The 20843-nt window shown below is 71.8% G+C and carries 21 protein-coding genes; 10 read left to right on the top strand and 11 right to left on the bottom strand.

The genetic code is table 11. The features are described from left to right. The 6 genes from ACFY0K_RS08065 to ACFY0K_RS08090 are packed head-to-tail and all read left to right on the top strand — an operon-like array spanning position 1 to position 4064. Positions 1–414, top strand: a complete 414-nt coding sequence (locus ACFY0K_RS08065) for a cupin domain-containing protein (protein ID WP_351954572.1) — start codon at positions 1–3, stop codon at positions 412–414. Next, on the top strand, positions 411–1679 hold the full coding sequence (locus tag ACFY0K_RS08070; protein WP_390639127.1) for a beta-ketoacyl-[acyl-carrier-protein] synthase family protein: 1269 nt from the start codon (positions 411–413) through the stop codon (positions 1677–1679). The genes ACFY0K_RS08065 and ACFY0K_RS08070 overlap by 4 nt, the downstream gene beginning before the upstream one ends. Continuing rightward, positions 1676–2920 (top strand): ketosynthase chain-length factor, encoded by a 1245-nt coding sequence (locus tag ACFY0K_RS08075; protein WP_390639128.1) that lies wholly within the window; start codon positions 1676–1678, stop codon positions 2918–2920. The genes ACFY0K_RS08070 and ACFY0K_RS08075 overlap by 4 nt, the downstream gene beginning before the upstream one ends. 44 nt (positions 2921–2964) lie before the next feature. Further along, on the top strand, positions 2965–3216 hold the full coding sequence (locus ACFY0K_RS08080; protein WP_089101200.1) for an acyl carrier protein: 252 nt from the start codon (positions 2965–2967) through the stop codon (positions 3214–3216). A gap of 1 nt (position 3217) precedes the next feature. Continuing rightward, on the top strand, positions 3218–3697 hold the full coding sequence (locus ACFY0K_RS08085; protein ID WP_351954569.1) for an SRPBCC family protein: 480 nt from the start codon (positions 3218–3220) through the stop codon (positions 3695–3697). 34 nt (positions 3698–3731) lie between these two features. Next, complete coding sequence (locus tag ACFY0K_RS08090; RefSeq protein WP_294009530.1) at positions 3732–4064, top strand: TcmI family type II polyketide cyclase; 333 nt, start codon at positions 3732–3734, stop codon at positions 4062–4064. Positions 4065–4145: 81 nt separating this feature from the next. On the opposite strand, the gene ACFY0K_RS08095 is transcribed toward ACFY0K_RS08090, so the two are convergent. From ACFY0K_RS08095 to lipB, 6 genes are all read right to left on the bottom strand, one after another. Continuing rightward, on the bottom strand, positions 4146–5210 hold the full coding sequence (locus ACFY0K_RS08095; protein ID WP_390639129.1) for a methyltransferase: 1065 nt from the start codon (positions 5208–5210) through the stop codon (positions 4146–4148). 42 nt (positions 5211–5252) lie between these two features. Beyond that, positions 5253–6371: a nitrous oxide reductase family maturation protein NosD gene (locus ACFY0K_RS08100; protein WP_390639130.1), complete on the bottom strand. Its 1119-nt coding sequence runs from the start codon at positions 6369–6371 to the stop codon at positions 5253–5255. Positions 6372–6562: 191 nt separating this feature from the next. Next, entirely contained in the window at positions 6563–7264 is a 702-nt protein-coding gene (locus tag ACFY0K_RS08105; RefSeq protein ID WP_390639131.1) for a DUF4191 domain-containing protein, read from the bottom strand. Between the two features lie 69 nt (positions 7265–7333). Continuing rightward, positions 7334–7531, bottom strand: coding sequence for a hypothetical protein (locus ACFY0K_RS08110; RefSeq protein WP_181806529.1), 198 nt, complete (start codon positions 7529–7531; stop codon positions 7334–7336). A 249-nt stretch (positions 7532–7780) separates the two neighbouring features. Beyond that, positions 7781–8746: a lipoyl synthase gene (gene lipA / locus ACFY0K_RS08115; RefSeq protein ID WP_366364417.1), complete on the bottom strand. Its 966-nt coding sequence runs from the start codon at positions 8744–8746 to the stop codon at positions 7781–7783. A gap of 190 nt (positions 8747–8936) precedes the next feature. Beyond that, positions 8937–9740: a lipoyl(octanoyl) transferase LipB gene (gene lipB, locus ACFY0K_RS08120; protein ID WP_390639132.1), complete on the bottom strand. Its 804-nt coding sequence runs from the start codon at positions 9738–9740 to the stop codon at positions 8937–8939. A gap of 255 nt (positions 9741–9995) precedes the next feature. Here lipB and ACFY0K_RS08125 point away from each other — a divergent pair, with 255 nt between their 5' ends. Then, positions 9996–11471, top strand: a complete 1476-nt coding sequence (locus ACFY0K_RS08125) for a regulator (protein ID WP_390639133.1) — start codon at positions 9996–9998, stop codon at positions 11469–11471. A 331-nt stretch (positions 11472–11802) separates the two neighbouring features. Here the strand turns inward: ACFY0K_RS08125 and ACFY0K_RS08130 are convergent, their stop codons facing one another. Both ACFY0K_RS08130 and ACFY0K_RS08135 read right to left on the bottom strand, forming a co-directional pair. Further along, on the bottom strand, positions 11803–13161 hold the full coding sequence (locus ACFY0K_RS08130; protein WP_390639134.1) for an FAD-dependent oxidoreductase: 1359 nt from the start codon (positions 13159–13161) through the stop codon (positions 11803–11805). Positions 13162–13321: 160 nt separating this feature from the next. Then, positions 13322–14215: a TIGR01777 family oxidoreductase gene (locus ACFY0K_RS08135; protein ID WP_390639135.1), complete on the bottom strand. Its 894-nt coding sequence runs from the start codon at positions 14213–14215 to the stop codon at positions 13322–13324. Between the two features lie 72 nt (positions 14216–14287). Here ACFY0K_RS08135 and ACFY0K_RS08140 point away from each other — a divergent pair, with 72 nt between their 5' ends. Further along, positions 14288–14776, top strand: coding sequence for a GNAT family N-acetyltransferase (locus tag ACFY0K_RS08140; protein WP_351954560.1), 489 nt, complete (start codon positions 14288–14290; stop codon positions 14774–14776). Positions 14777–14832: 56 nt separating this feature from the next. Here ACFY0K_RS08140 and ACFY0K_RS08145 read toward each other — a convergent pair whose 3' ends face one another. Then, positions 14833–16017 (bottom strand): MarP family serine protease, encoded by a 1185-nt coding sequence (locus ACFY0K_RS08145; RefSeq protein ID WP_390639136.1) that lies wholly within the window; start codon positions 16015–16017, stop codon positions 14833–14835. A 189-nt stretch (positions 16018–16206) separates the two neighbouring features. Between ACFY0K_RS08145 and ACFY0K_RS08150 the strand changes: the two genes are divergently transcribed. After that, complete coding sequence (locus ACFY0K_RS08150; protein ID WP_390639137.1) at positions 16207–17085, top strand: peptidoglycan recognition protein; 879 nt, start codon at positions 16207–16209, stop codon at positions 17083–17085. Between the two features lie 72 nt (positions 17086–17157). After that, positions 17158–17433: a hypothetical protein gene (locus ACFY0K_RS08155; protein ID WP_390639138.1), complete on the top strand. Its 276-nt coding sequence runs from the start codon at positions 17158–17160 to the stop codon at positions 17431–17433. Positions 17434–17439: 6 nt separating this feature from the next. On the opposite strand, the gene ACFY0K_RS08160 is transcribed toward ACFY0K_RS08155, so the two are convergent. Both ACFY0K_RS08160 and aceE read right to left on the bottom strand, forming a co-directional pair. Next, a complete protein-coding gene (locus ACFY0K_RS08160; RefSeq protein WP_351955041.1) occupies positions 17440–17958 on the bottom strand; it encodes a DUF4240 domain-containing protein in 519 nt (172 codons plus the stop codon). A gap of 97 nt (positions 17959–18055) precedes the next feature. Then, entirely contained in the window at positions 18056–20758 is a 2703-nt protein-coding gene (gene aceE / locus ACFY0K_RS08165; protein ID WP_390639139.1) for a pyruvate dehydrogenase (acetyl-transferring), homodimeric type, read from the bottom strand. Positions 20759–20843: the final 85 nt, after the last annotated feature.

A 20843-nucleotide genomic window follows, 5' to 3' on the forward strand; every position in this document is an offset into this window, starting at 1 on the left:
ATGCAGCCCATTCCCAAGATCGTGGACCTCGGCGAGATCGAGCCAAACACCCGGCGCGGCGGCGATCTGCGCGCCATGCTCACCCCGGCCACGGTGGGTTCCACCAGCGGTTTCATGGGTGTGGCCATCGTGCAGCCGGGCGACCGCATCGCCGAGCACTACCACCCGTACTCCGAGGAGTTCGTGTACGTCGTCTGCGGCGAGATGGAGGTCGACCTGGACGGCGAACCGCACCCGCTGCGGCCCGAGCAGGGGCTGATGATCCCCATCAACATGAAGCACCGCTTCCGCAACGTGGGCGATGTCGAGGCCCGGATCGTCTTCCACCTCGGTCCGCTGGCCCCGCGCCCGGCCCTGGGCCACGTCGACACGGAGGAGACGGAAGCCGTCGCCGTGGGGCAGGTCCGGTCGTGACCCGGCGCGTGGCGGTTACGGGCATAGGCATCGTCGCTCCGGGGGGTGTGGGCGTACCGGCGTTCTGGGATCTGCTCGCCTCGGGCCGGACCGCGACGCGCGGCATCACCTTCTTCGACCCCTCGGGCCTCAGGTCGCGGATCGCCGCCGAGTGCGACTTCGACCCGGCGGCGCACGGCCTGGACGCCGGGGAGATCGAGCGGGCGGACCGGTACATACAGTTCGCCCTGGTCGCCGGAGACGAGGCGGTCCGGGACTCCGGTCTCGACCTCGGCCGGGAGGACCCCTGGCGGATCGGGGTCTCCCTGGGTACGGCGGTCGGTGGCACCACCCGTCTCGAGCACGACTACGTCCTGGTGAGCGAAGCGGGCCGGCGCTGGGACGTGGACCACCGGCAGGCGCAGCCCCAGCTGCACCGGGCGTTCTCCCCGAGCACGCTCGCCTCCGCGGTGGCGGAACGATTCGGCGCCCAGGGTCCGGTCCAGACCGTCTCCACCGGCTGCACCTCGGGCCTGGACGCCGTCGGCTACGCCTTCCACACCGTCCAGGAGGGCCGCGCCGACATCTGCATCGCCGGTGCCTCGGACTCCCCGATCTCACCCATCACCATGGCCTGCTTCGACGCGATCAAGGCCACCTCCCCGAACAACGACGACCCCGAGCACGCCTCCCGCCCCTTCGACAACCGCCGCGACGGGTTCGTCATGGGCGAGGGCGGCGCGGTGCTCGTCCTGGAGGAGCTGGAACACGCCAAGGCCCGCGGCGCGCACGTCTACTGCCAGCTCGACGGCTACGCCACCTTCGGCAACGCCTACCACATGACCGGTCTCACCAGCGAGGGCCTGGAGATGGCCCGCGCCATCGAGACCGCCCTGGACCACGCCCGCCTCGACCCCACCGCCATCGACTACGTCAACGCGCACGGCTCCGGCACCCGGCAGAACGACCGCCACGAGACCGCCGCCGTGAAGAAGGCCCTCGGGCAGCACGCGTACAGCACGCCCATGAGCTCCATCAAGTCCATGGTGGGTCACTCGCTCGGCGCGATCGGCGCCATCGAGGTCGTCGCCTGTGTGCTCGCCCTGGCCCACCAGGTCGTCCCGCCCACCGCCAACTACGAGACCCCCGACCCCGAGTGCGACCTCGACTACGTACCGCGCGTCGCCCGCGAACGGAGCCTGAACGGCGTCCTGTCCGTGGGCAGCGGGTTCGGCGGCTTCCAGTCCGCGGTGATCCTGACCCGGCAGAGAGGACGGACACGATGAGCGAACCCCGGTCTCGACGGGCGGCCGTCACCGGCATCGGTGTCGTCGCGCCCAACGGAACCAGCACCGAGACCTTCTGGAAGTCCGTCCAGGAGGGACGCAACGTCCTCGACAAGGTGACCCGCGACGGCTGCGAGCACCTGCCCATGAGGGTGGCCGGAGAAGTCCGCGACTTCGACCCGGCGGCCGCCGTCGAGGAACGCCTCATCGTCCAGACCGACCGCTTCACGCACTTCGCGATGGCCGCGGCCGACCTGGCACTGGAGGACGCCCGGCTCGGCCGCGCCGACACCGACGAATCGCCGTTCGACATCGGCGTGGTCACCGCGGCCGGCTCCGGCGGCGGCGAGTTCGGCCAGCGCGAGCTCCAGCAGCTCTGGGGCAAGGGCAGCCGGTTCGTCGGCCCCTACCAGTCCATCGCCTGGTTCTACGCGGCCAGCACCGGCCAGATCTCCATCCGGCGCGGCTTCAAGGGCCCCTGCTCGGTGGTCGCCGCCGACGAGGCCGGCGGCCTGGACGCCCTCGCCCACGCGGCCCGCGCGGTCCGCCGCGGCACGGACGTCATCGTGGCCGGCTCCACCGAGGCACCGATAGCTCCGTACTCGGTGGTCTGCCAGCTCGGCTACGAGGAGCTCAGCCGGGAGGCCGATCCCACCCGCGCCTACCGCCCGTTCACCGAGCAGGCCTGCGGGTTCGTGCCGGCCGAGGGCGGCGCCATGCTCGTCGTGGAGGACACCGGCTCGGCCCGCCGACGCGGACTGCCGGTCCGGGCCACCCTCGACGGCCACGCGTCGACCTTCACCGGGGCCTCCCGCTGGGCCGAGTCCCGGGCCGGGCTCGCCCAGGCGATCCGCGGGGCGCTCGCCGAGGCCGGCTGTGCCCCCGAGGAGGTCGACGTGGTCTTCGCCGACGCCCTCGGCGTGCCGGAGGCCGACCGGGCGGAGGCGCTGGCCATCACCGACGTCCTCGGCGCGCACGGCAGGCGGGTGCCGGTCACCGCGCCCAAGACCGGGATCGGCCGGGGCTACTGCGCCGCCCCGGTCCTGGACACCGCCGCCGCGGTGCTCGCCATGGAACACGGTCTGATCCCGCCGACCCCGGGTGTCCACGACATCTGCCACGACCTCGACCTCGTGACCGGCAGCGCGCGGGCCGCGCGGCCACGCACGGCACTGGTGCTCAGCCGGGGCCTCATGGGGTCGAACTCGGCGCTCGTGCTGCGCCACGGCGCGGCCGAGTGAGTCGAACACACCAGCTGCCCAGCAGCGAAGCAGAAGGAGTTGCTATGAGCATCACCGTGGACGAACTGTCCGAACTCATGAAGAAGGCCGCCGGCGTCACCGTCTCCCCGGCGGACCTCCAGGACCGGGCCGACAGCGGCTTCGACGTCCTCGGCGTCGACTCGCTCGGCCTGCTCGGCATCGTCGGCGAACTGGAGAACCGGCACGGCGTGCCCATGCCGGTGGACGCCGAGCGGTGCAAGACGCCCCGCCAGTTCCTCGACCTCGTCAACAGCGCCATGCCCGCGGGAGCCTGACATGACCGGACACACCCAGAACGAGATCACCATCGCCGCGCCCGTCGACCTGGTCTGGGACATGACCAACGACGTGGCCAACTGGCCCCAGCTGTTCAGCGAGTACGCCAGCGCCGAGATCCTCGAGGACGACGGGAAGAAGGTCACCTTCCGGCTGACCATGCACCCCGACGAGAACGGCAAGGTGTGGAGCTGGGTCTCGGAGCGCGAGGCGGACCGCCGCAACCTCCGCGTCAAGGCCCGCCGGGTCGAGACCGGCCCGTTCGCGCACATGGACATCCTCTGGCAGTACGAGGAGGTGCCCGCCGGTACCCGGATGGTCTGGACCCAGGACTTCGCGATGAAGCCGGAGGCCCCCGTCGACGACGACTGGATGACCGACAACATCAACAAGAACTCCAAGATCCAGATGGCCCTGATCCGGGACAAGATCGAGAAGGCCGCCACCGGCCGGCGCCCCGACCCGGCCCTCGCCGACTGAGCCGGCCGCCAGGAAGACAGGAACGGAGAGACACGTGCACCAGGCCCTGATCGTCGCCCGTATGGCACCGGGCTCCGCGCCCGACATCGCGAAGGTGTTCGCGGAGTCCGACCGGGGAGAGCTGCCGCACCTCGTCGGGGTGGTCCGGCGCAGCCTCTTCCAGTTCGGCGATGTGTACATGCACCTCGTCGAGTCCGAGCGCGAGCCGGGACCGGCCATCGCGAAGGTCACCTCGCACCCCGAGTTCCGGGACATCAGCGAGCGTCTCACGGCGTACGTCAGCGCGTACGACCCGGAGACCTGGCGTTCCCCGAAGGACGCGATGGCCCAGCGCTTCTACCTCTGGGAGCGCGACGGCGGCGCATGACCCCGCGTACCGCCGTACGCCAACGGTGCCGGACCCGCGCACGACGCGGGCCCGGCACCGGCGCGTTCCGGGGCGCCCGGCTCAGGCGGGCACCGTGCAGTCGAAGGCGTGCAGGTACGGGTTGACCGGCCGGATGTCGTTGACGCTCAGGCCCGCCTCGCCCAGCCGCCGCACCATGGAGTCGGTGGTGTGCTTGGCCCCGCCGACGTTCAGGAGCAGCAGCAGGTCCATCGCGGTGCTGAACCGCATCGACGGGGTGTCGTCGACCAGGTTCTCGATCACCACGACCCGGGCCCCGGGCCCGCCCGCCGCGACCACGTTGGCGAGCAGCCGCGCGGTGGACTCGTCGTCCCACTCCAGGATGTTCTTGATGATGTAGACGTCCGCGTCGACCGGCACGGCCTCCCGGATGTCACCGGGCACCACCCGCGCCCGGTCCGCGAGGTCACCGCCCTCGCGCAGCCGGGGCAGGGCCTTCTCCACCACCTTGGGCAGGTCCAGCAGGTAGCCCTTCATCGCCGGGTACTTGTCCAGCAGGCAGGCCACCACGTGCCCCTGACCGCCGCCGAGGTCCGCGACCGAGCGGCTGCCGGACAGGTCGAGCAGGGCGGCGACCTCACGGGCCGACTGCTCGCTGGAGGTGGTCATCGCGCGGTTGAAGACGTCCGCCGATTCCGGCGCGTCCTCGTTCAGGTAGACGAAGAACTCCTTGCCGTAGAGGTCCTCGACGACGTTGCGGCCGCTGCGCACGGCCTCGTCGAGCTTCGGCCAGGCGTCCCAGGTCCACGGCTCGGTGCACCACATGGCGATGTAGCGCAGGCTGTGCGGGTCGTCCTCGCGCAGCAGCCGTGAGGTCTCGGTGTGGGCGAACGTCCCGTCCGGCCGCTCGGCGAAGACGCCGTAGCAGGACAGGGCGCGCAGCAGCCGGCGCAGCGGCTTCGGGTCCGTCTTCACCGCGGAGGCCAGGGTCTCCACGGTCATGGGGGCGTCCCCGAGCGCGTCGGCGACGCGCAGCCGGGCGGCCGCGCGGACGGCGGCGGCACAGGCCGCCCCGAACACGAGCTCGCGCAGCCGCATCGACGGCGGCGGAGCGTCCTCCGCCGGCTCCTTGGCCGACGCCGAGAGGTCGCGTGCTGGTGCGGTCATGTGCCGCCTTCCTTCCGTGTGGGGTGTCGCAGGGCCGTCAGGTCAGCACAGACCCGCGGGCTTGGACTTCTTGCAGGTGTTGTCCTTGAAGGCGTTGCCGTGCTTGCTGGCCTCCTGGTTGACCAGGTCGGCGGGGGAGTTGCCCGACAGCTTGTTGCGGGTGACCTGGTTCTTGTCGCTGGTGACACCCACGAAGCTCTTGAAGACCACGACACCGCCCGACAGCGGCGACTTGCCGGAGTTGCCGGTGACGGTGTTCCCGGTCACCAGGGTGTTCTCGGCGCCGGTCAGCACGATGCCGGAGCCCTGCAGGAAGGACAGCCGGGCGGTCTTCTTGCAGTACTTGTTGTTCTTCACGACCTGGTTGTCGGCGACGGTCAGGTTCCCGGCCTTCGGCTTGTTCTCGTCGCCGACGACGAACACGCCCGCGCAGTTCCCGGTGACCGAGTTGTCGGAGACGGTGAGGTTGCGCAGCCGGCGGACGGTGACGCCGATCCGGTTGTTCTCCAGGAGGTTGTGCTCGACGACCGTGCCGAACGTGTCGACGGCGCCCTTCTCCGCGGTGACGGAGTTGGCGAGGAAGATGCCCGCGTCGCCGTTGTCCCGGGCCACGTTGTTCCGGTACACGCTGTGGACCGCGCGCTCCTCGGCGAGGCCCCACTGCCCGTTCTTCACGGCGGCCACGCCGTGCACGTTCAGGTTGGCCGTGCCCACGGCCATGACACCGGTCCGGGAGAACCCGGTGACGGTCATGTGGGCGATGGTCACGTCCTCGACGGGCTGCTTCTTGGCGCCGACCACGCAGATGCCGTTGCCCATCTCGGCGCAGGACTTCACGGCGGTCTTCTTCGCGCCGGACATGGCCTTCATGGCCTTCATGGCCTTCTTGGACTTCTTGGACTTCTTGACCGGTTCGAGCACGGTGTCCGGGCCCATGCCGCGCAGGGTGAGGCCGGGCGTCGTCACCTTGACGCTCTCGTGGTAGGTGCCGGCCAGTACCAGGACCGTGTCACCGGGCTCGGCGGCGTCGACCGCCTTCTGGATGGACTCGCCCGGGTGCACGGTCAGAACGCCGTGCGAGGAGGTCGCCGGAGCGGCACCGAGGAGGGAGCCGCACAGGGCGGCGCTGCACGCGAGGTATGCAATATGGCGTTTTGTCACATCCGGCAGGTTAGGAGCAGATGACCCGATAAGCGGCCGGATGCTCCGTTCGGCGGCGTGTCATGAGCCCCCGTAGGGGCGCTGGGGCCCCCGGCCGAAGGCCGGGGGAGCAACTGCGCGAGAAACCACGAAGGCGCGGCAGTCGCCAACGCAACCGCCGCGCCCGAGCTCGTAGGCGTGGTTACTGCCGCTTACCGCCCCCGAGGCCCACCCTTCGGCATCCGCATGCCCCGCGGCATCGGTCCCTTCGGCAACGGCATGTTGGACATCAGGTCCCCCATCGCCCGCAGCCGGTCGTTCGTGGTCGTCACCTGGGGCCCCGTCAGCACGCGAGGGAACTTCAGCATCGTGGTCCGCAGCTTCTTCAGCTCGACCTGGCCCTCACCCGTGCCCACAATCACGTCGTGCACCGGCACGTCGGCCACGATCCGGGCCATCTTCTTCTTCTCGGCGGCCAGCAGGGTCTTCACCCGGTTCGGGTTGCCCTCGGCGACCAGGACGATGCCGGCCTTGCCGACCGCCCGGTGCACCACGTCCTGGCTGCGGTTCATCGCAACCGCCGGCGTCGTCGTCCAGCCCCGCCCGATGTTGTCCAGGACGGCGGCCGCGGCGCCCGGCTGGCCCTCCATCTGGCCGAAGGCCGCCCGCTCGGCCCGCCGGCCGAAGACGATCGCCGTCGCGAGGAAGGCGAGCAGCAGGCCCAGGATGCCCAGATAGACCGGGTGTCCGATCAGGAAGCCGATCACGAGGAAGACGGCAAGGGTGCCGAGACCGACACCCGCAAGTACAAGACCGATCACCTTGTCGGCCTTGCGGGTCATCTTGTACGTCAGGACGATCTGCTTCAGTCGTCCCGCATTCGCAGCGTCCGCTGCGGGTTCCTTCCTCGCCATGCCCCGAAGTCTACGTGGCCCCGGGAGTGCCTACGACGGCAGTGTCCCGACAAGGGCCACGGAAGGGCGTCAGGAGCGGCCGGCGGCCTGCTCGAGGAAGCGCTGGGCCTCGACCCGGTCCTTGGCGCGACGGCGGTCCTCCAGCACGGAGGTCCAGGCGTTCTGGCGCGCGGTGCGCTGGCCGCCGCTCATGAGCAGCGACTCGACTGCGCGCAGCGCGTCGGTGAAGGACGGGATCGCGGTGGCGCGAACGGGCGCGGCCTGCATGGTGGAGGTCCCCCCTCGAGGTGGGTGTACGTGCTGTGATACCAGGGTCACTGTTCGGTGTTACCAGGGCGTGACCGACCGGTCAAACGCCAATGAAACCTTGATGCGCAGGCCCGGAACGCTGACGCGGTCCTGACGTACGCCCTCATCAGCGAGGACGGTCAGGACCGCGTCCATTCGGTCACTACTGGTCAGTAATAGTTTGTGCGTGAATTCACACGCTCGGCGGCGGCCCTGTTACGGCCGCCCTCAGACCGCCTGCGCGGCGACGAACGCGCCACGCTTCTCGACGGCCATCTGGTACAGGCGGCCGGCGCGGTACGAGGACCGCACCAGCGGGCCGGACATGACACCGGAGAAGCCGATCTGCTCGGCCTCCTCCTTCAGCTCCACGAACTCCTGCGGCTTGACCCAGCGCTCCACGGGGTGGTGCCGGACGCTCGGGCGCAGGTACTGCGTGATGGTGACCAGCTCGCAGCCGGCCTCGTGCAGCTGGCGCAGCGCGTCGGAGACCTCCTCGCGGGTCTCGCCCATGCCGAGGATGAGGTTGGACTTGGTGACCAGACCGAAGTCACGGGCCTCGGTGATGACCTTCAGCGAGCGCTCGTAGCGGAAGCCGGGGCGGATCCGCTTGAAGATCCGGGGCACCGTCTCGACGTTGTGCGCGAAGACCTCGGGGCGGGACGAGAAGACCTCGGCCAGCTGCTCGGGGACCGCGTTGAAGTCGGGGGCGAGCAGCTCGACCTTGGTGCGGCCGGCCTCGCGCTCCGCCGTCTGCGCGTGGATCTGGCGGACCGTCTCCGCGTACAGCCAGGCGCCGCCGTCCGCCAGGTCGTCGCGGGCGACGCCGGTGATGGTCGCGTAGTTCAGGTCCATGGTGACCACGGACTCGCCGACGCGGCGCGGCTCGTCGCGGTCCAGCGCCTCGGGCTTGCCGGTGTCGATCTGGCAGAAGTCGCAGCGCCGGGTGCACTGGTCGCCGCCGATGAGGAAGGTCGCCTCGCGGTCCTCCCAGCACTCGTAGATGTTCGGGCAGCCGGCTTCCTGGCAGACCGTGTGCAGGCCCTCGCTCTTCACGAGGTTCTGCATCTTCGTGTACTCGGGGCCCATTTTCGCCCGGGTCTTGATCCACTCGGGCTTGCGCTCGATGGGGGTCTGGCTGTTGCGGACCTCCAGGCGCAGCATCTTGCGTCCGTCGGGTGAGACTGCGGACACGACCGGCTCCCTAGCGATTGATTCTTCGGCGATCCCAAGGGTACGCCCGTTGATTTGTTGCCCGGTGAGGATGCTGGCCTTGCCGGGGGCTGCCGCCCCCGGACCCCCGCTTCGGCCTGAACGGCCTCGTCCTCAAGCGCCGGACGGGCTGTTTATGTGCCCCTCGTCCTCAAGTGCCGGCCGGGCCGGTTTATGCCGCCGGTGCCTTCTCGATCACCCTCGGCTTCGGATCCGCGTTCTCCAGGACGTCCTTCAGGTGCCGCTCCACCACCGGCAGCACCTCCTCGATCGTCACGTCCCGGCCGAGTTCGGCCGCGAGGGAGGCGACGCCTGCGTCCCGGATCCCGCACGGGATGATCCGGTCGAACCACTTGTTGTCCGGGTTCACGTTGAACGAGAAGCCGTGCATGGTCACACCCTTGGCGACGCGGATGCCGATCGCGGCGATCTTGCGGTCCTCGCGGCGCTGGCCGGCGTTGGACGGGGCGTACTCCGGGCCGTTGAGGCGCGGGTCGAACTCCTCGTCCGTCAGCCGCGGGTCGAAGTCCAGGGACAGCTCGCCGAGGGCCTGCGGGCGCTGTTCGACCGGGTCGCCGAGCACCCACACGCCGCTGCGCCCCTCGACCCGGGTGGTCTCCAGGCCGAACTCGGCGCAGACGCGGATCAGGGCCTCCTCCAGGCGCCGTACGTGCGCGACCACGTCCACCGGGCGCGGGAGCTTCTGGATCGGGTAGCCCACCAGCTGGCCGGGGCCGTGCCAGGTGATCTTGCCGCCGCGGTCCACGTCGATGACGGGGGTGCCGTCGAGCGGCCGCTCGTTGTCCGCGGTGCGGCGGCCCGCCGTGTAGACCGGGGGGTGTTCGAGCAGCAGGACCGTGTCGGGCACCTCGTCGGCGAACCGCGCCGCGTGCACCCGGCGCTGCTCGTCCCAGGCCTCCTGGTACTCGACGGCGTCCGCGCCGAACCCCATGCGGACGAACCGCAACTCACTCACGGCAAGCGCCTCCCTCGGCGATAAGGCGATAAGTGCGTCAGGCGCGTAACGCGCCCAAGCCACTGTACGTCCGCCCGTCGCGCGTCAGCCCCGGGGCCAATTCTCACACGATCGGATGAATGAACGTCGAGATGTGCGATCGACTGCTCACTCTCCGCTACATTCGCGCCGTCCACGAGCGCCAAAAGGGCTGCTCACCGGCAATCCGGGCACAAGCGACCGAGCTGAGCCAGAAGGCAGGAGACCGCACCCCAGATGACGGACCGACCCGCGCAGCGCACCCCCAACCGCCAGCTCGCCGCGCTCATCGCAGAAGCGGGGTTCTCCAACGCGGGTCTGGCCCGGCGCGTCGACCAACTCGGACTCGAACACGGGCTGGATCTCAGATACGACAAGACATCGGTCACCCGGTGGCTGCGCGGCCAGCAGCCCCGGGGCACCACCCCCGCCCTGATCGCCGAGGTCTTCACCCGGCGCCTCGGCCGCCGGCTCACCGCCCAGGACCTCGGCCTCGACGCCTGCGCCCCGGTCTACGCCGGGCTGGAGTTCGCGGCCACCCCCGAAGAGGCCGTCGACATCGTCAGCGGGCTGTGGCGCAAGGACTCCGGCAGCCACGCGGAGCTCCGCAAGATCGCCTTCACCCCGGCCGGGCTGGTCGTCCCCAGCCGGGACTGGCTGATCGGCCGCGCCGACGACAAGGTGGCCCGCGGCGAGCCGCCGGCACCGGCGGGCACCGTCCGGGTGCCGGCGCAGACCCGGCCCGCCCTGCCCAGGCCGGTGCCGCTCGCACCGGTGCGCCCGCGCGGGCAGGCCGAACGCGGGCCAGGCCAGAAGGTGACCGGCGGCGACATCGCCGCGCTCCGTTCGGTCGGCGAGCTCTTCCGCTCCCTCGACGACCAGTACGGCGGCGGCCACGCCCGGCAGGCTCTCGTCCGGTACCTGGAGCACGAGTGCGAGCCGATGCTGCGCGGCACGTACGGCGAGCAGACCGGCCGCAGGCTGTTCGGGGCGGCGGCCGACCTGACCCGGCTCGCGGGCTGGACGTCGTACGACATCGCCGCGCACGGGCTCGCCCAGCGCTACTTCGTCCAGTCGCTGCGGCTCGCCCAGGCGGCGGGGGACCGGTCCTACGGCTCCTACGTCCTCGTCACCATGAGCCGCCAGGCGGTCTACCTCGGCCACGGCCGGGAGGCGGTGCAGCTCGCGCGCGTCGCCCAGCAGGGGGTGGGCACGAGCGCGCCGCCGATCGTCCAGGCCCTGCTGCACGCGGCCGAGGCGCGCGCCCACGGGGTGCTCGGGGAGGTGCGCGCCTGCACGGGCGCGCTCGTCCGCGCCGAACGCGCCCTGGAGACGGCCCGTCCCGGCGACGAGGTCCCCTACTGGGCCCGCTTCTTCGACGAGGCGCAGCTGGCCGACGAGTTCGGCCACTGCCACCGGGATCTCCAGCAGTTCCGCGCGTCCGCGCAGCACGCCGAGCGCTCGCTGCAGCTGCGTGCGCCCTCCTACGCCCGCAGCCGCCTCTTCTGCCGCGTCGTCCTCGCCACGGCCCGCCTGGGCCTCGGCGAACTCGACCAGGCGTGCGCGCTGGGCGTCGAGGCGGCGGGGGCGGCGGCGGAGATGCGTTCGGTCCGCGCGATCGAGTACGTCAAGGACTTCGAACGCCGCCTCGAGCCGTACAAGGACGCGGCGCCGGTGAAGGGATACCGGGAGAAGGTCGCCGCAATGAACTGACGCCCTGCGGGTCCGCTGCGCGGGCCTGCGGCCGACGGTCTGCAGGGCGGGGCTGTGGCTGCCCTCTTCCACCGCAACGGTGATCAGCCACGACGCTGTTGTCCGGCGGTGCCGGGCCCGCCGTTGCGGGCTTCGGTCGTGGGTCCGGTGCCGCGTCGTCGTGGCTGGTCGCGCAGTTCCCCGCGCCCCTGAGGGGGCGCCGGGTGCCGCCCCTTTTTTCCGCCGCAGCGATGATCGGCCGCACGTGGGTCCCGTGCCGCGTCGTCGTGGCTGGTCGCGCAGTTCCTCGCGCCCCCAAGGGGGCGCTGTGCGGCGGCCCCTCAGGGGCGCGTCATGCGGCTCGGCGTTGTGTGGGTTCTGCGGTGTTCATGGAGGGTGAGGTGCCGAGGTCGGTCAGGATGGCGGCGGTTGCTCGGTGGGCTGAGTGGAGGGCTCCCTGGACCGTGCTGGTGTCGCGGTGGTCGCCGCAGACGTAGAGGCCGGCGAGGAGGCGGACGGGGCGGCGGAGGTCGTGCGGGGGGCGCATGGCGGGGATGGCCTCGGGGGTGTGGTGGACGGCGAGGGTCTCCCAGCGGCGGGTGGACGTGCCGTAGAGGCGGGTGAGATGCATGCGGACGGCGGTGTCGATGTCCGAGGGGGGTGGGCCGAGGACGGTCGAGGAGATCAGGGCGCGGCCCTGGGGGGCCCGGCTCGGGTCGACGTTGCTGACGACGGACGTGTGGGAGACGGGGCCGCCCCGGTCGGCGTCCAGGAGGAGGGACGTGCCGGTGGTGAGGGTCACCGGTTCGTCCGTGGTGTGGTGGACCACCGTCACCTGGTGGAAGTCCGGCACGCGCAGGCCCGGGAGCAGTTCGGCGGCGGCCCTCGCGTCCGTGGCCAGCAGGACCGCCCGGCAGCGGATCTCGCCGTGTTCGGCCGTCTTCACCGAGGTGGTGGAGACCGAGGTGACCCGTACGCCGGTGTGCACGGTGCCGGCCGGGAGGGCGCGGGCCAGGAGGTCGGGGAGGACCTCGGCGCCGCCCTCCGGCAGGCACAGCCGCCCGCTAGCGAAGGAGCGCAGGGCGAGGTCCGCGCACCGGCTGGACGTCGTCAGCCCGGGGTCGCAGAGGAGGGCCGCGAGCAGCGGCCGCAGGAAGCCGTCGATCGTGCGGGTGGGCACCCCGCGCTCCGCGAGGGCGTGGGCGGCGGGGAGTTCGGGGCGGGCGAGGATGCGCTCGACGGGCGTGGTGGCGATGCGGCCCAGTGCCGCGACCAGGCGGGCCTGGTCGACGGCACCGCCCATCGGCGCGGTCGAGCGCGGCGGCGCCACCGGCGAGCCGCCCCTGGGGGCGCTTGCCAGGGCGCGCACGGCATACAGTGCGCCCCTCGCGCTCCCGCCGCCCGCCGGAGCGCCGGCCCGGTGCCTGCGCCCGTCGCGATGCAGCAGCACGCCGGGCGCGTACCGGCGCAGAACCAGGGCGTCCAGTCCCGGGGCGAGGCGCAGCTCCGGATAGGACGTGGACAGGAGCTGCCCGATCCGGTCGAGCCGGAAGCCGTCCACCTTCTCGGTCGACATGCGTCCGCCGACGTAAGGGGCGGCCTCCAGGACCGCGGTCGTTACTCCTGCGCTGTTCAGCCGATGAGCCGCGGAGAGTCCGGCGATACCGGCTCCCACGACGACGACGTCCGCCTGGTACGCGGGCTCATGCACGAGGCCCCTCCTCGATTGCGCGTCCGGTGGAGACGTGATGCCCCCAACAAGCTCCGGGGATACCCGAGTTCGGGTCGAGGTTAGGGCCGTGATCGGTCAAGGACAGTCGCGCATGAACAGGGCACGGTCGCACGCCGGTCGCATACGGTCACAGGGACCGTCAGGCCGCCCGGATCGCGTCCTCGATGCCCGGGAACGCGAAGGTGAACCCAGACTCCAGGAGCCGCTTCGGCACCACCCGTTGGCTGCCGAGCACGTCCCCGGCCATCTCGCCGAGCGCCGCGCGCAGCACCGGAGAGGGCACCGGGAAGAGGGCCGGGCGGCGCAGCACCCGGGCCATCGCCGCCGTGATCTCACCGTTCGTCAGGGGGTGGGGCGCGGTGAGGTTGAACGGCCCCGACAGACCCTCAGTCTCCATCAGGAACCGGATCGCGGCCACCTCGTCGTGCAGCGCGATGAACGACCAGTACTGCCGGCCGTCCCCCAGCCGGCCGCCCAGCCCCGCCTTGAAGAGCGGGAACAGCCGGCCCCACGCCCCGCCGCCGCGAGCCACCACCAGTCCCGTGCGCGTGAACACCGTCCTGACGCCCGCCTCCTGCGCCGGGGCCGCCGCCTCCTCCCACTCCACGCACAGCGACGGCAGGAACCCGTCCCCGGGCGGCGCGTCCTCGTCCACGACCCGGTCGCCGGTGTCGCCGTAGAAGCCCATCGCGCTGCCGCTCACGAACACCCGCGGCGGCTCCGGCATCGCCGCCACGGCCTCCGCGAGCGCCGCGGTGCCGAGCACCCGGCTGTCCCGGATCTCCTGCTTGTAGGCGGCCGTCCAGCGCCGGTCGCCGATCCCCGCCCCGGCGAGGTTCACCACCGCGTCGCAGCCCGCCAGCCCCGCGGTGTCCACGTACTGCCCGCCGGGATCCCAGCAGACCTCTCCGGCGCCGTGGGCGCCGCGCCGCACCAGGCGGACCACCTCGTGCCCGTCCGCCCGGAGGGACCGCACCAGGGCGCTGCCGATGAGGCCGGACGCGCCGGCCACCGCGATACGAGAACGTTCCATGGGTCCCAGCATGCCGGGAAGGACGCGGGAAAACCCGTGGGGCCCCGGTGCCGGCCGACTTAGGGTGACCGCATGCCGCAACCGTACATACGCACCGCCCTGCCCGACGACGACGAGGAGCTTTCCGCCCTCGACCGCGCCACCTGGTCCTACCAGCACGCGGTCCTGCCGCGGCCGCAGCCGCCGTACGACCCCTTCTTCGGCGAGCGGCACGTCCCCGAGGACACCCTGGTCGCCGAGGTCGACCGGCGCATCGTCGGCTACGTCCGCCTCGGCCTCGCCTACAAGATCGCCTCCAACGCGCACGTCCGGCAGATCCAGGGCCTCGCGGTCGCCGAGGAGGCCCGCGGGCGGGGCGTGGCACGGGCGCTGCTGAGGGCGGCGATGGAGGAGGCCCGCCGCCGCGGCGCCCGGCGGATCCGGCTCGGCGTCCTCGGGCACAACGCCCCGGCCCGCAGGCTCTACGAGTCGGAGGGCTTCGCCGTCGAGGGCGTGCTGCCGGGGGAGTTCTTCCTGGACGGCGAGTACGTCGACGACGTGATCATGGGCCGGGCGCTGTGACGGTCAGGACGTGACGGTCAGGACGTGACCGTCAGGACGTGACCGTCAGGACGTGATCAGGACGTGATCAGTTCGCCCGTGTCCACCGGCGAGGTGGCGTGCGCGCCGCGCCCGGCGTCGGTGGCCACCTCGTCGGCGGTCAGCACGTACCCCGTCTCGTCGTCGGACGTGGAGCGGGCGAACACCACGCCGAACACCTTGCCGCCGGTGGTCAGCAGCGGGCCGCCGGAGTTGCCGGGGCGGACCGTGGAGCGGATCGAGTAGATCTCCCGGGTCACCGTGGCGTCGCTGTAGATGTTCTGGCCGGTGGCCTGCACCGTGTTCGCCACGGTGGCCGCCTGCAGGTTCAGGTTGCCGTCCTGCGGATAGCCGGCCACCACCGCGGAGTTCCCGCGCGCCGCGCTCGTGTCGAACTTCAGCACCGGAGCCCGCAAGTGCGGCACGTACAGCACCGCCACGTCCCGGTCGGGGTCGAAGAGGACGACCTGCGCGTCGTACGACGGACCGACCCCGCCGATCCGCACGCTCGGGTTGTCGATGCCGGCCACCACGTGCGCGTTGGTCATCACGTGCTCCGGCGCGAACACGAAGCCGCTGCCCTCGCGGCCCTGGGTGCCGGAGGAGCCCTCGATCTTGACCGTGCTGCGCTTGGCCGCGTTCGTCGCCGCCGCCGTGACGTTGTCCCCGGAGGGCTTGGCGACCCGGGCCGTCGACTCGTTCTCGAACGGGTTGAAGACCTGCGGGAAACCCGCCTCGGTCAGGGCCGAGGTGGCCCGCGAGAACCAGGCGGGCGTGGTGTCCGGCATGGTGTCCTGCACGGCGCCGAGCAGCCTCGAGTCCCGTATCGCCGTCGTCACCGCGGGCGACGAGGACGCGCCGAGGACGCTCGCCGCCACCCAGGCCACGATCAGCACCGCCACCGAGTTGGCGACCGCGCCGCCTATCCCGTCGGCCACCCGGAGCGGCCCCTCGTCCAGCTCGCGGCGCAGCCGCAGCGCCAGCCGCCCGGCCAGCTCGTGCCCCACCACCGCCGGCACCAGCACCGTCAGCACCGCGACCACCGTCGCCGTCGCCGTCCCGCGCGTGACCAGCTCCATCACCCACGGCAGCACCCACACGCCGATCACCGCGCCGCCCACGAACCCGGCCAGCGACACGCAGCCGGCCACCAGCCCGCGCCGGTAACCGGACGCCGCGTAGACGAGGACCACCAGTACGAGCACCAGGTCGAGCAGGTCCACTGAGCCGCCTTTCTCTCGGTGCCCTTAATACGGTCGGGACAGGTCCAGTGATCAGTTCACGCGCCCGGGGCCCCGGGAACCGGCCACGCGCACGTGTACCCCCTGAAACGCCCCGGACCAGGACGATGGTTCCACCAGGTGGCACAGCACACATCGCGGGCGCAGTCGATCACCCCGAGAGTGATTGTCATGCGTGTCTTCCCAAGAGCGGGGCGGCGCACCCGGATCACCGCCCTGACACTGTTCGGCTGCCTGCCCGGCCTCGCCGCGGCCCTCGTCCTGGTGCTCTGCGACCAGGGCGCCGACCGGCCCGTAGCGATCCACCTGGCCGCGCCCGCGCCCGCCAGCCCCGCCACCCGCTACCGGGCGCCCCGGCCGCCCATCGTGCCGCGCTCGGCCTGGCTGGACGCCTCCGTGCGCCGCACCCAGCCGCCGCCCCGCTACGACGACCAGGTCGTCGCCGTCTTCGTGCACCACACCGACTCGCCCAACGGCTACTCCTGTGCGCAGACCCCCGAGATCATCCGCCGCCTGTACACCGGCCAGACCGGCGACCGCGCCTGGGACGACATCGGCTACAACTTCCTCGTCGACCGGTGCGGCACCATCTACGAGGGCCGCGCGGGCGGCGCGGACCGGGCCGTCACCGGCGCGCACACCCAGGGCTTCAACCACCGCACCGCAGGCATCGCCGCCCTCGGCACCTTCACCGCCGGGGTACCCGTGCCGCGCGCCATGACCGACGCGATCGCCGCCGTCGCCGCCTGGAAACTCGGGCTCGCCGACGTCGACCCGCGCGGCACCGCCCGGCTGGTCTCCAGCAACGGCCTCAGCCGGTACCGGGAGGGCACCACCGTCGCCCTGCCCGCCGTTGCCGGCCACCAGGACGGCTACCGCACCAACTGCCCAGGAGCCGCCCTCACCGACCGTCTCCCGGAGATCAGGGAGACGGCGGCCCGGCTGCAGGGCAGGGGGGCCCTCCCGGGAACCCCGCTGCGCACACTCATGGAAACGCCTCCGGCGAGCGCCCTCGGACCACCCGCGAAGGCGCCCACAGGAACGCCATAGGCGGCACGCAGGCCGTTCAGATCCCCGCCCCCTACCGTCAGGGACATCAGCAGCCGACTGGAGGCGGGGATCATGAACAGCAGTCGTACCGAAGCCCGTGCCGATGCCCGTACCGAAGCCCGTGCCGAAGGCCGTACGCAGGCCACGGAGAAGGCCGGTCGGGCCTGGTCGTCCAGGGGTCCCTGGGCCGTGGTGTGCGCGGTCGCGACGGTCGTCCTCGGCCCGGCCGCGGTCACCGCGTCCGCCCTCGACCAGGCCAACGCGGCGCCGATGCACCACGCGGTCAAGGCCGAGCAGACCCAGGCCTACATCCCGTCCGACGCGACCCGCCGCCGCACCGCGGCCTGAGCAGCCCTATGCCTTGAAGCGGTCCCACAGCCTGGGGAACCGCTCGGCGAGCACCTGGCCGTTCTCGAAGTCGACCGGGGTGCCCTCGGGTTCGGAGGGCGCGGGTGCGATGCCGAGGTCCGGCGCCACCGTCCCGGTGAGCTGCTCGTACGCCTCGTCCGCCGCGTATCCCAGCTCCTCGCCGTCGCCGTCGATCTCCTCGTCGAAGTCGGGCAGCAGGTCCGCCAGGGAGTCCGGGTCGTGCAGGGCGCCCTCGAAGACCTCCCGGCCCTGGGCGATGAGCCAGCACCGGAAGAAGTCGAACGCGTCGTCGCTGGCCCCGTCGAGGAGCACCCAGGCGGCGCCCCACAGGTCCCAGCGGTAGGCCCGGTTGTAGCGGGCCTCGAAGTGCCGGGCGAAGTCCAGGACCAGATCGGGCTCCAGCTGGAGCAGCCGCTCCACGAGCAGGTCGGCCTGCTCCTCGGGGTCGCCCTCGGCGGCCTCGCGGGTGCTGTCGACCAGCTCCCAGAACTCCGTCTCGTCCATCACGGGTCCAGCATCGTGCCTGGGCGCCGGGGGCGCACGCGGAGTGCGGCGGATTGTTATCCACCGTCACCCCGCCGTGCGACACCCCGTCAACGGCTCAGAGCCCGTAGCGCTCCCGTGCTTCCTTCACCGCGGTCGCCTTGACCTCGCCGCGCCCGGCCAGCTGGGCCAGGGCCGCCACGACGACCGACTCGGCGTCGACACCGAAGTGGCGGCGGGCCGCGTCCCGGGTGTCGGAGAGGCCGAAGCCGTCGGCACCGAGGGAGGACCAGTCCTGCTCGACCCACTGCGCGATCTGGTCCGGGACCTGGCGCATGTAGTCGGACACGGCCAGCACCGGGCCCTCCGCGCCGTGCAGCGCCTGGCGGACGTACGGCACCCGCTCCTCGCCGCGCAGCAGGGCCGCGTCCGCCTCCATGGCGTCCCGGCGGAGCTCCGTCCAGGAGGTGGCGGACCAGACGTCCGCGGCCACGCCCCAGTCCTCGGCGAGCAGCCGCTGCGCCTTCAGCGCCCAGTGGATCGCCGTACCGGAGCCGAGCAGCTGGATGCGCGGGGCGTTCGCCGGCGCGGACAGCCCGGCCGACTCCGCCGTGTTGAAGCGGTACAGGCCCTTGACGATGCCCTCGTCGATGCCGAGCCCGGCCGGCTTGGCGGGCTGCGGCAGCGGCTCGTTGTAGACCGTCAGGTAGTAGAAGACGTTCGGGTCCTCGCCCGGCGCCGGCTCGCCGTACATGCGGCGCAGGCCGTCCTTGACGATCGTCGCGATCTCGTAGGCGAACGCCGGGTCGTACGACAGCGCGGCCGGGTTGGTCGCGGCGATCACCGGGGAGTGGCCGTCGGCGTGCTGGAGGCCCTCGCCGGTCAGGGTGGTGCGGCCGGCCGTCGCGCCGACGAGGAAGCCGCGGCCGAGCTGGTCGCCGAGCTGCCACATCTGGTCGGCGGTCCGCTGCCAGCCGAACATCGAGTAGAAGATGTAGAACGGGATCATCGCCTCGCCGTGCGTCGCGTACGCGGTGGACGCGGCGATGAAGTCGGCCATCGAACCGGCCTCGGTGATCCCCTCGTTGAGGATCTGGCCGTTCTTGGCCTCCTTGTAGTACATCAGCTGGTCACGGTCGACCGGCTCGTACGTCTGCCCCTTGGGCGAGTAGATGCCCAGCGACGGGAACAGGCTCTCCATGCCGAAGGTGCGCGCCTCGTCGGGGACGATCGGCACCCAGCGCTTCCCGGTCTCCTTGTCCCGGACCAGGTCCTTGACGAGCCGGACGAAGGCCATGGTGGTGGCCACGTTCTGCGAGCCGGAGCCCTTGTCGAAGGAGGCGAACGCCTTGTCGGCGGGGGCCGGCAGGGGCGCCAGGGCGTGGGTGCGACGGGCCGGGGCGGGACCGCCGAGGGCGGCGCGGCGCTCCTGGAGGTAACGGATCTCGGGGGAGTCGGCGCCCGGGTGGCCGTAGGGCACGACCCCGTCGGCGAAGGCGCTGTCCGGGATCGGCAGCTCCAGCAGGTCGCGCATCGTCTTGAACTCGTCCACCGTCAGCTTCTTCATCTGGTGGTTGGCGTTCTTCGACGCGAAGCCCTCGCCGAGGGTGTGGCCCTTGACCGTCTGGGCCAGGATCACGGTCGGCGCGCCCTTGAACTCGACGGCGGCCTTGTACGCGGCGTACACCTTGCGTGCCTCGTGACCACCGCGCGAGAGGTGGAAGCACTCGATGATCTTGTCGTCGCTCAGCAGCTTCGCCATCTCGGCGAGCGCCGGGTCCTTGCCGAAGAAGTCGGCGCGGATGTAGGCGGCGTCGCGGGTCTGGTACGTCTGCACCTGCGCGTCGGGTACCTCGCGCAGCCGCCGTACCAGCGCGCCGGTGGTGTCGAGCGCGAACAGCTCGTCCCAGGCGCTGCCCCACAGCGACTTGACGACGTTCCAGCCGGCGCCGCGGAACTGGGCCTCCAGCTCCTGCACGATCTTGAAGTTCGCGCGCACCGGGCCGTCGAGGCGCTGCAGGTTGCAGTTGATGACGAAGGTGAGGTTGTCGAGACCCTCGCGGGAGGCGAGTGCGAGGGCGGCCGTGGACTCCGGCTCGTCCATCTCGCCGTCACCGAGGAAGGCCCAGACGTGCGAGGACGAGACGTCCTTGATGCCGCGGGCGGTCAGGTAGCGGTTGAAGCGGGCCTGGTAGATGGCCGACAGGGGGCCGAGGCCCATGCTCACCGTCGGGAACTCCCACAGCCAGGGCAGGCGGCGGGGGTGCGGGTACGACGGGAGGCCGTTGCCGCCGGCCTCCTGGCGGAAGTTGTCGAGGTGCGCCTCGGTCAGGCGGCCGTCGAGGAAGGCGCGGGCGTAGATGCCGGGGGAGGCGTGGCCCTGGATGTACAGCTGGTCACCCGAGCCGTCCCCCTCCTTCCCCTTGAAGAAGTGGTTGAAGCCGGTCTCGTAGAGCCAGGCTGCGGAGGCGAAGGTGGCGATGTGGCCGCCGACGCCGTGCTTGCTGCCCCGGGTGACCATCGCGGCCGCGTTCCAGCGGTTCCACGCGGTGATCTTCCGCTCCATCTCCTCGTCGCCGGGGACGGGTGTCTCGGCGGCGGTGGGGATGGTGTTGAGGTAGTCGGTCTCCAGCAGCTTCGGCAGCGCGACGCCGTCCGCCTCGGCGCGCTCCAGCGTGCGGCGCATCAGGTATGCGGCGCGGTGCGGCCCCGCCTCCCTGGCCACGGCGTCCAGTGAGGCCTGCCATTCGGCGGTCTCCTCCGGGTCCCGGTCCGGGAGCTGGTCGAGCGCGCTCGGCTGGATGGCCTGGGGGTCGGTCATGTCGCCGCCTTCCTCAGTCGAAGGGGGTTCCCTCATCGGTAAGGGGTTCTTCGGGGGTGCCCTTGGTCTTTGGCAGGACAGGGCG

The sequence above is a fragment of the Streptomyces sp. NPDC001507 genome (genome assembly GCF_042894765.1).
GTDB lineage: Bacteria > Actinomycetota > Actinomycetes > Streptomycetales > Streptomycetaceae > Streptomyces.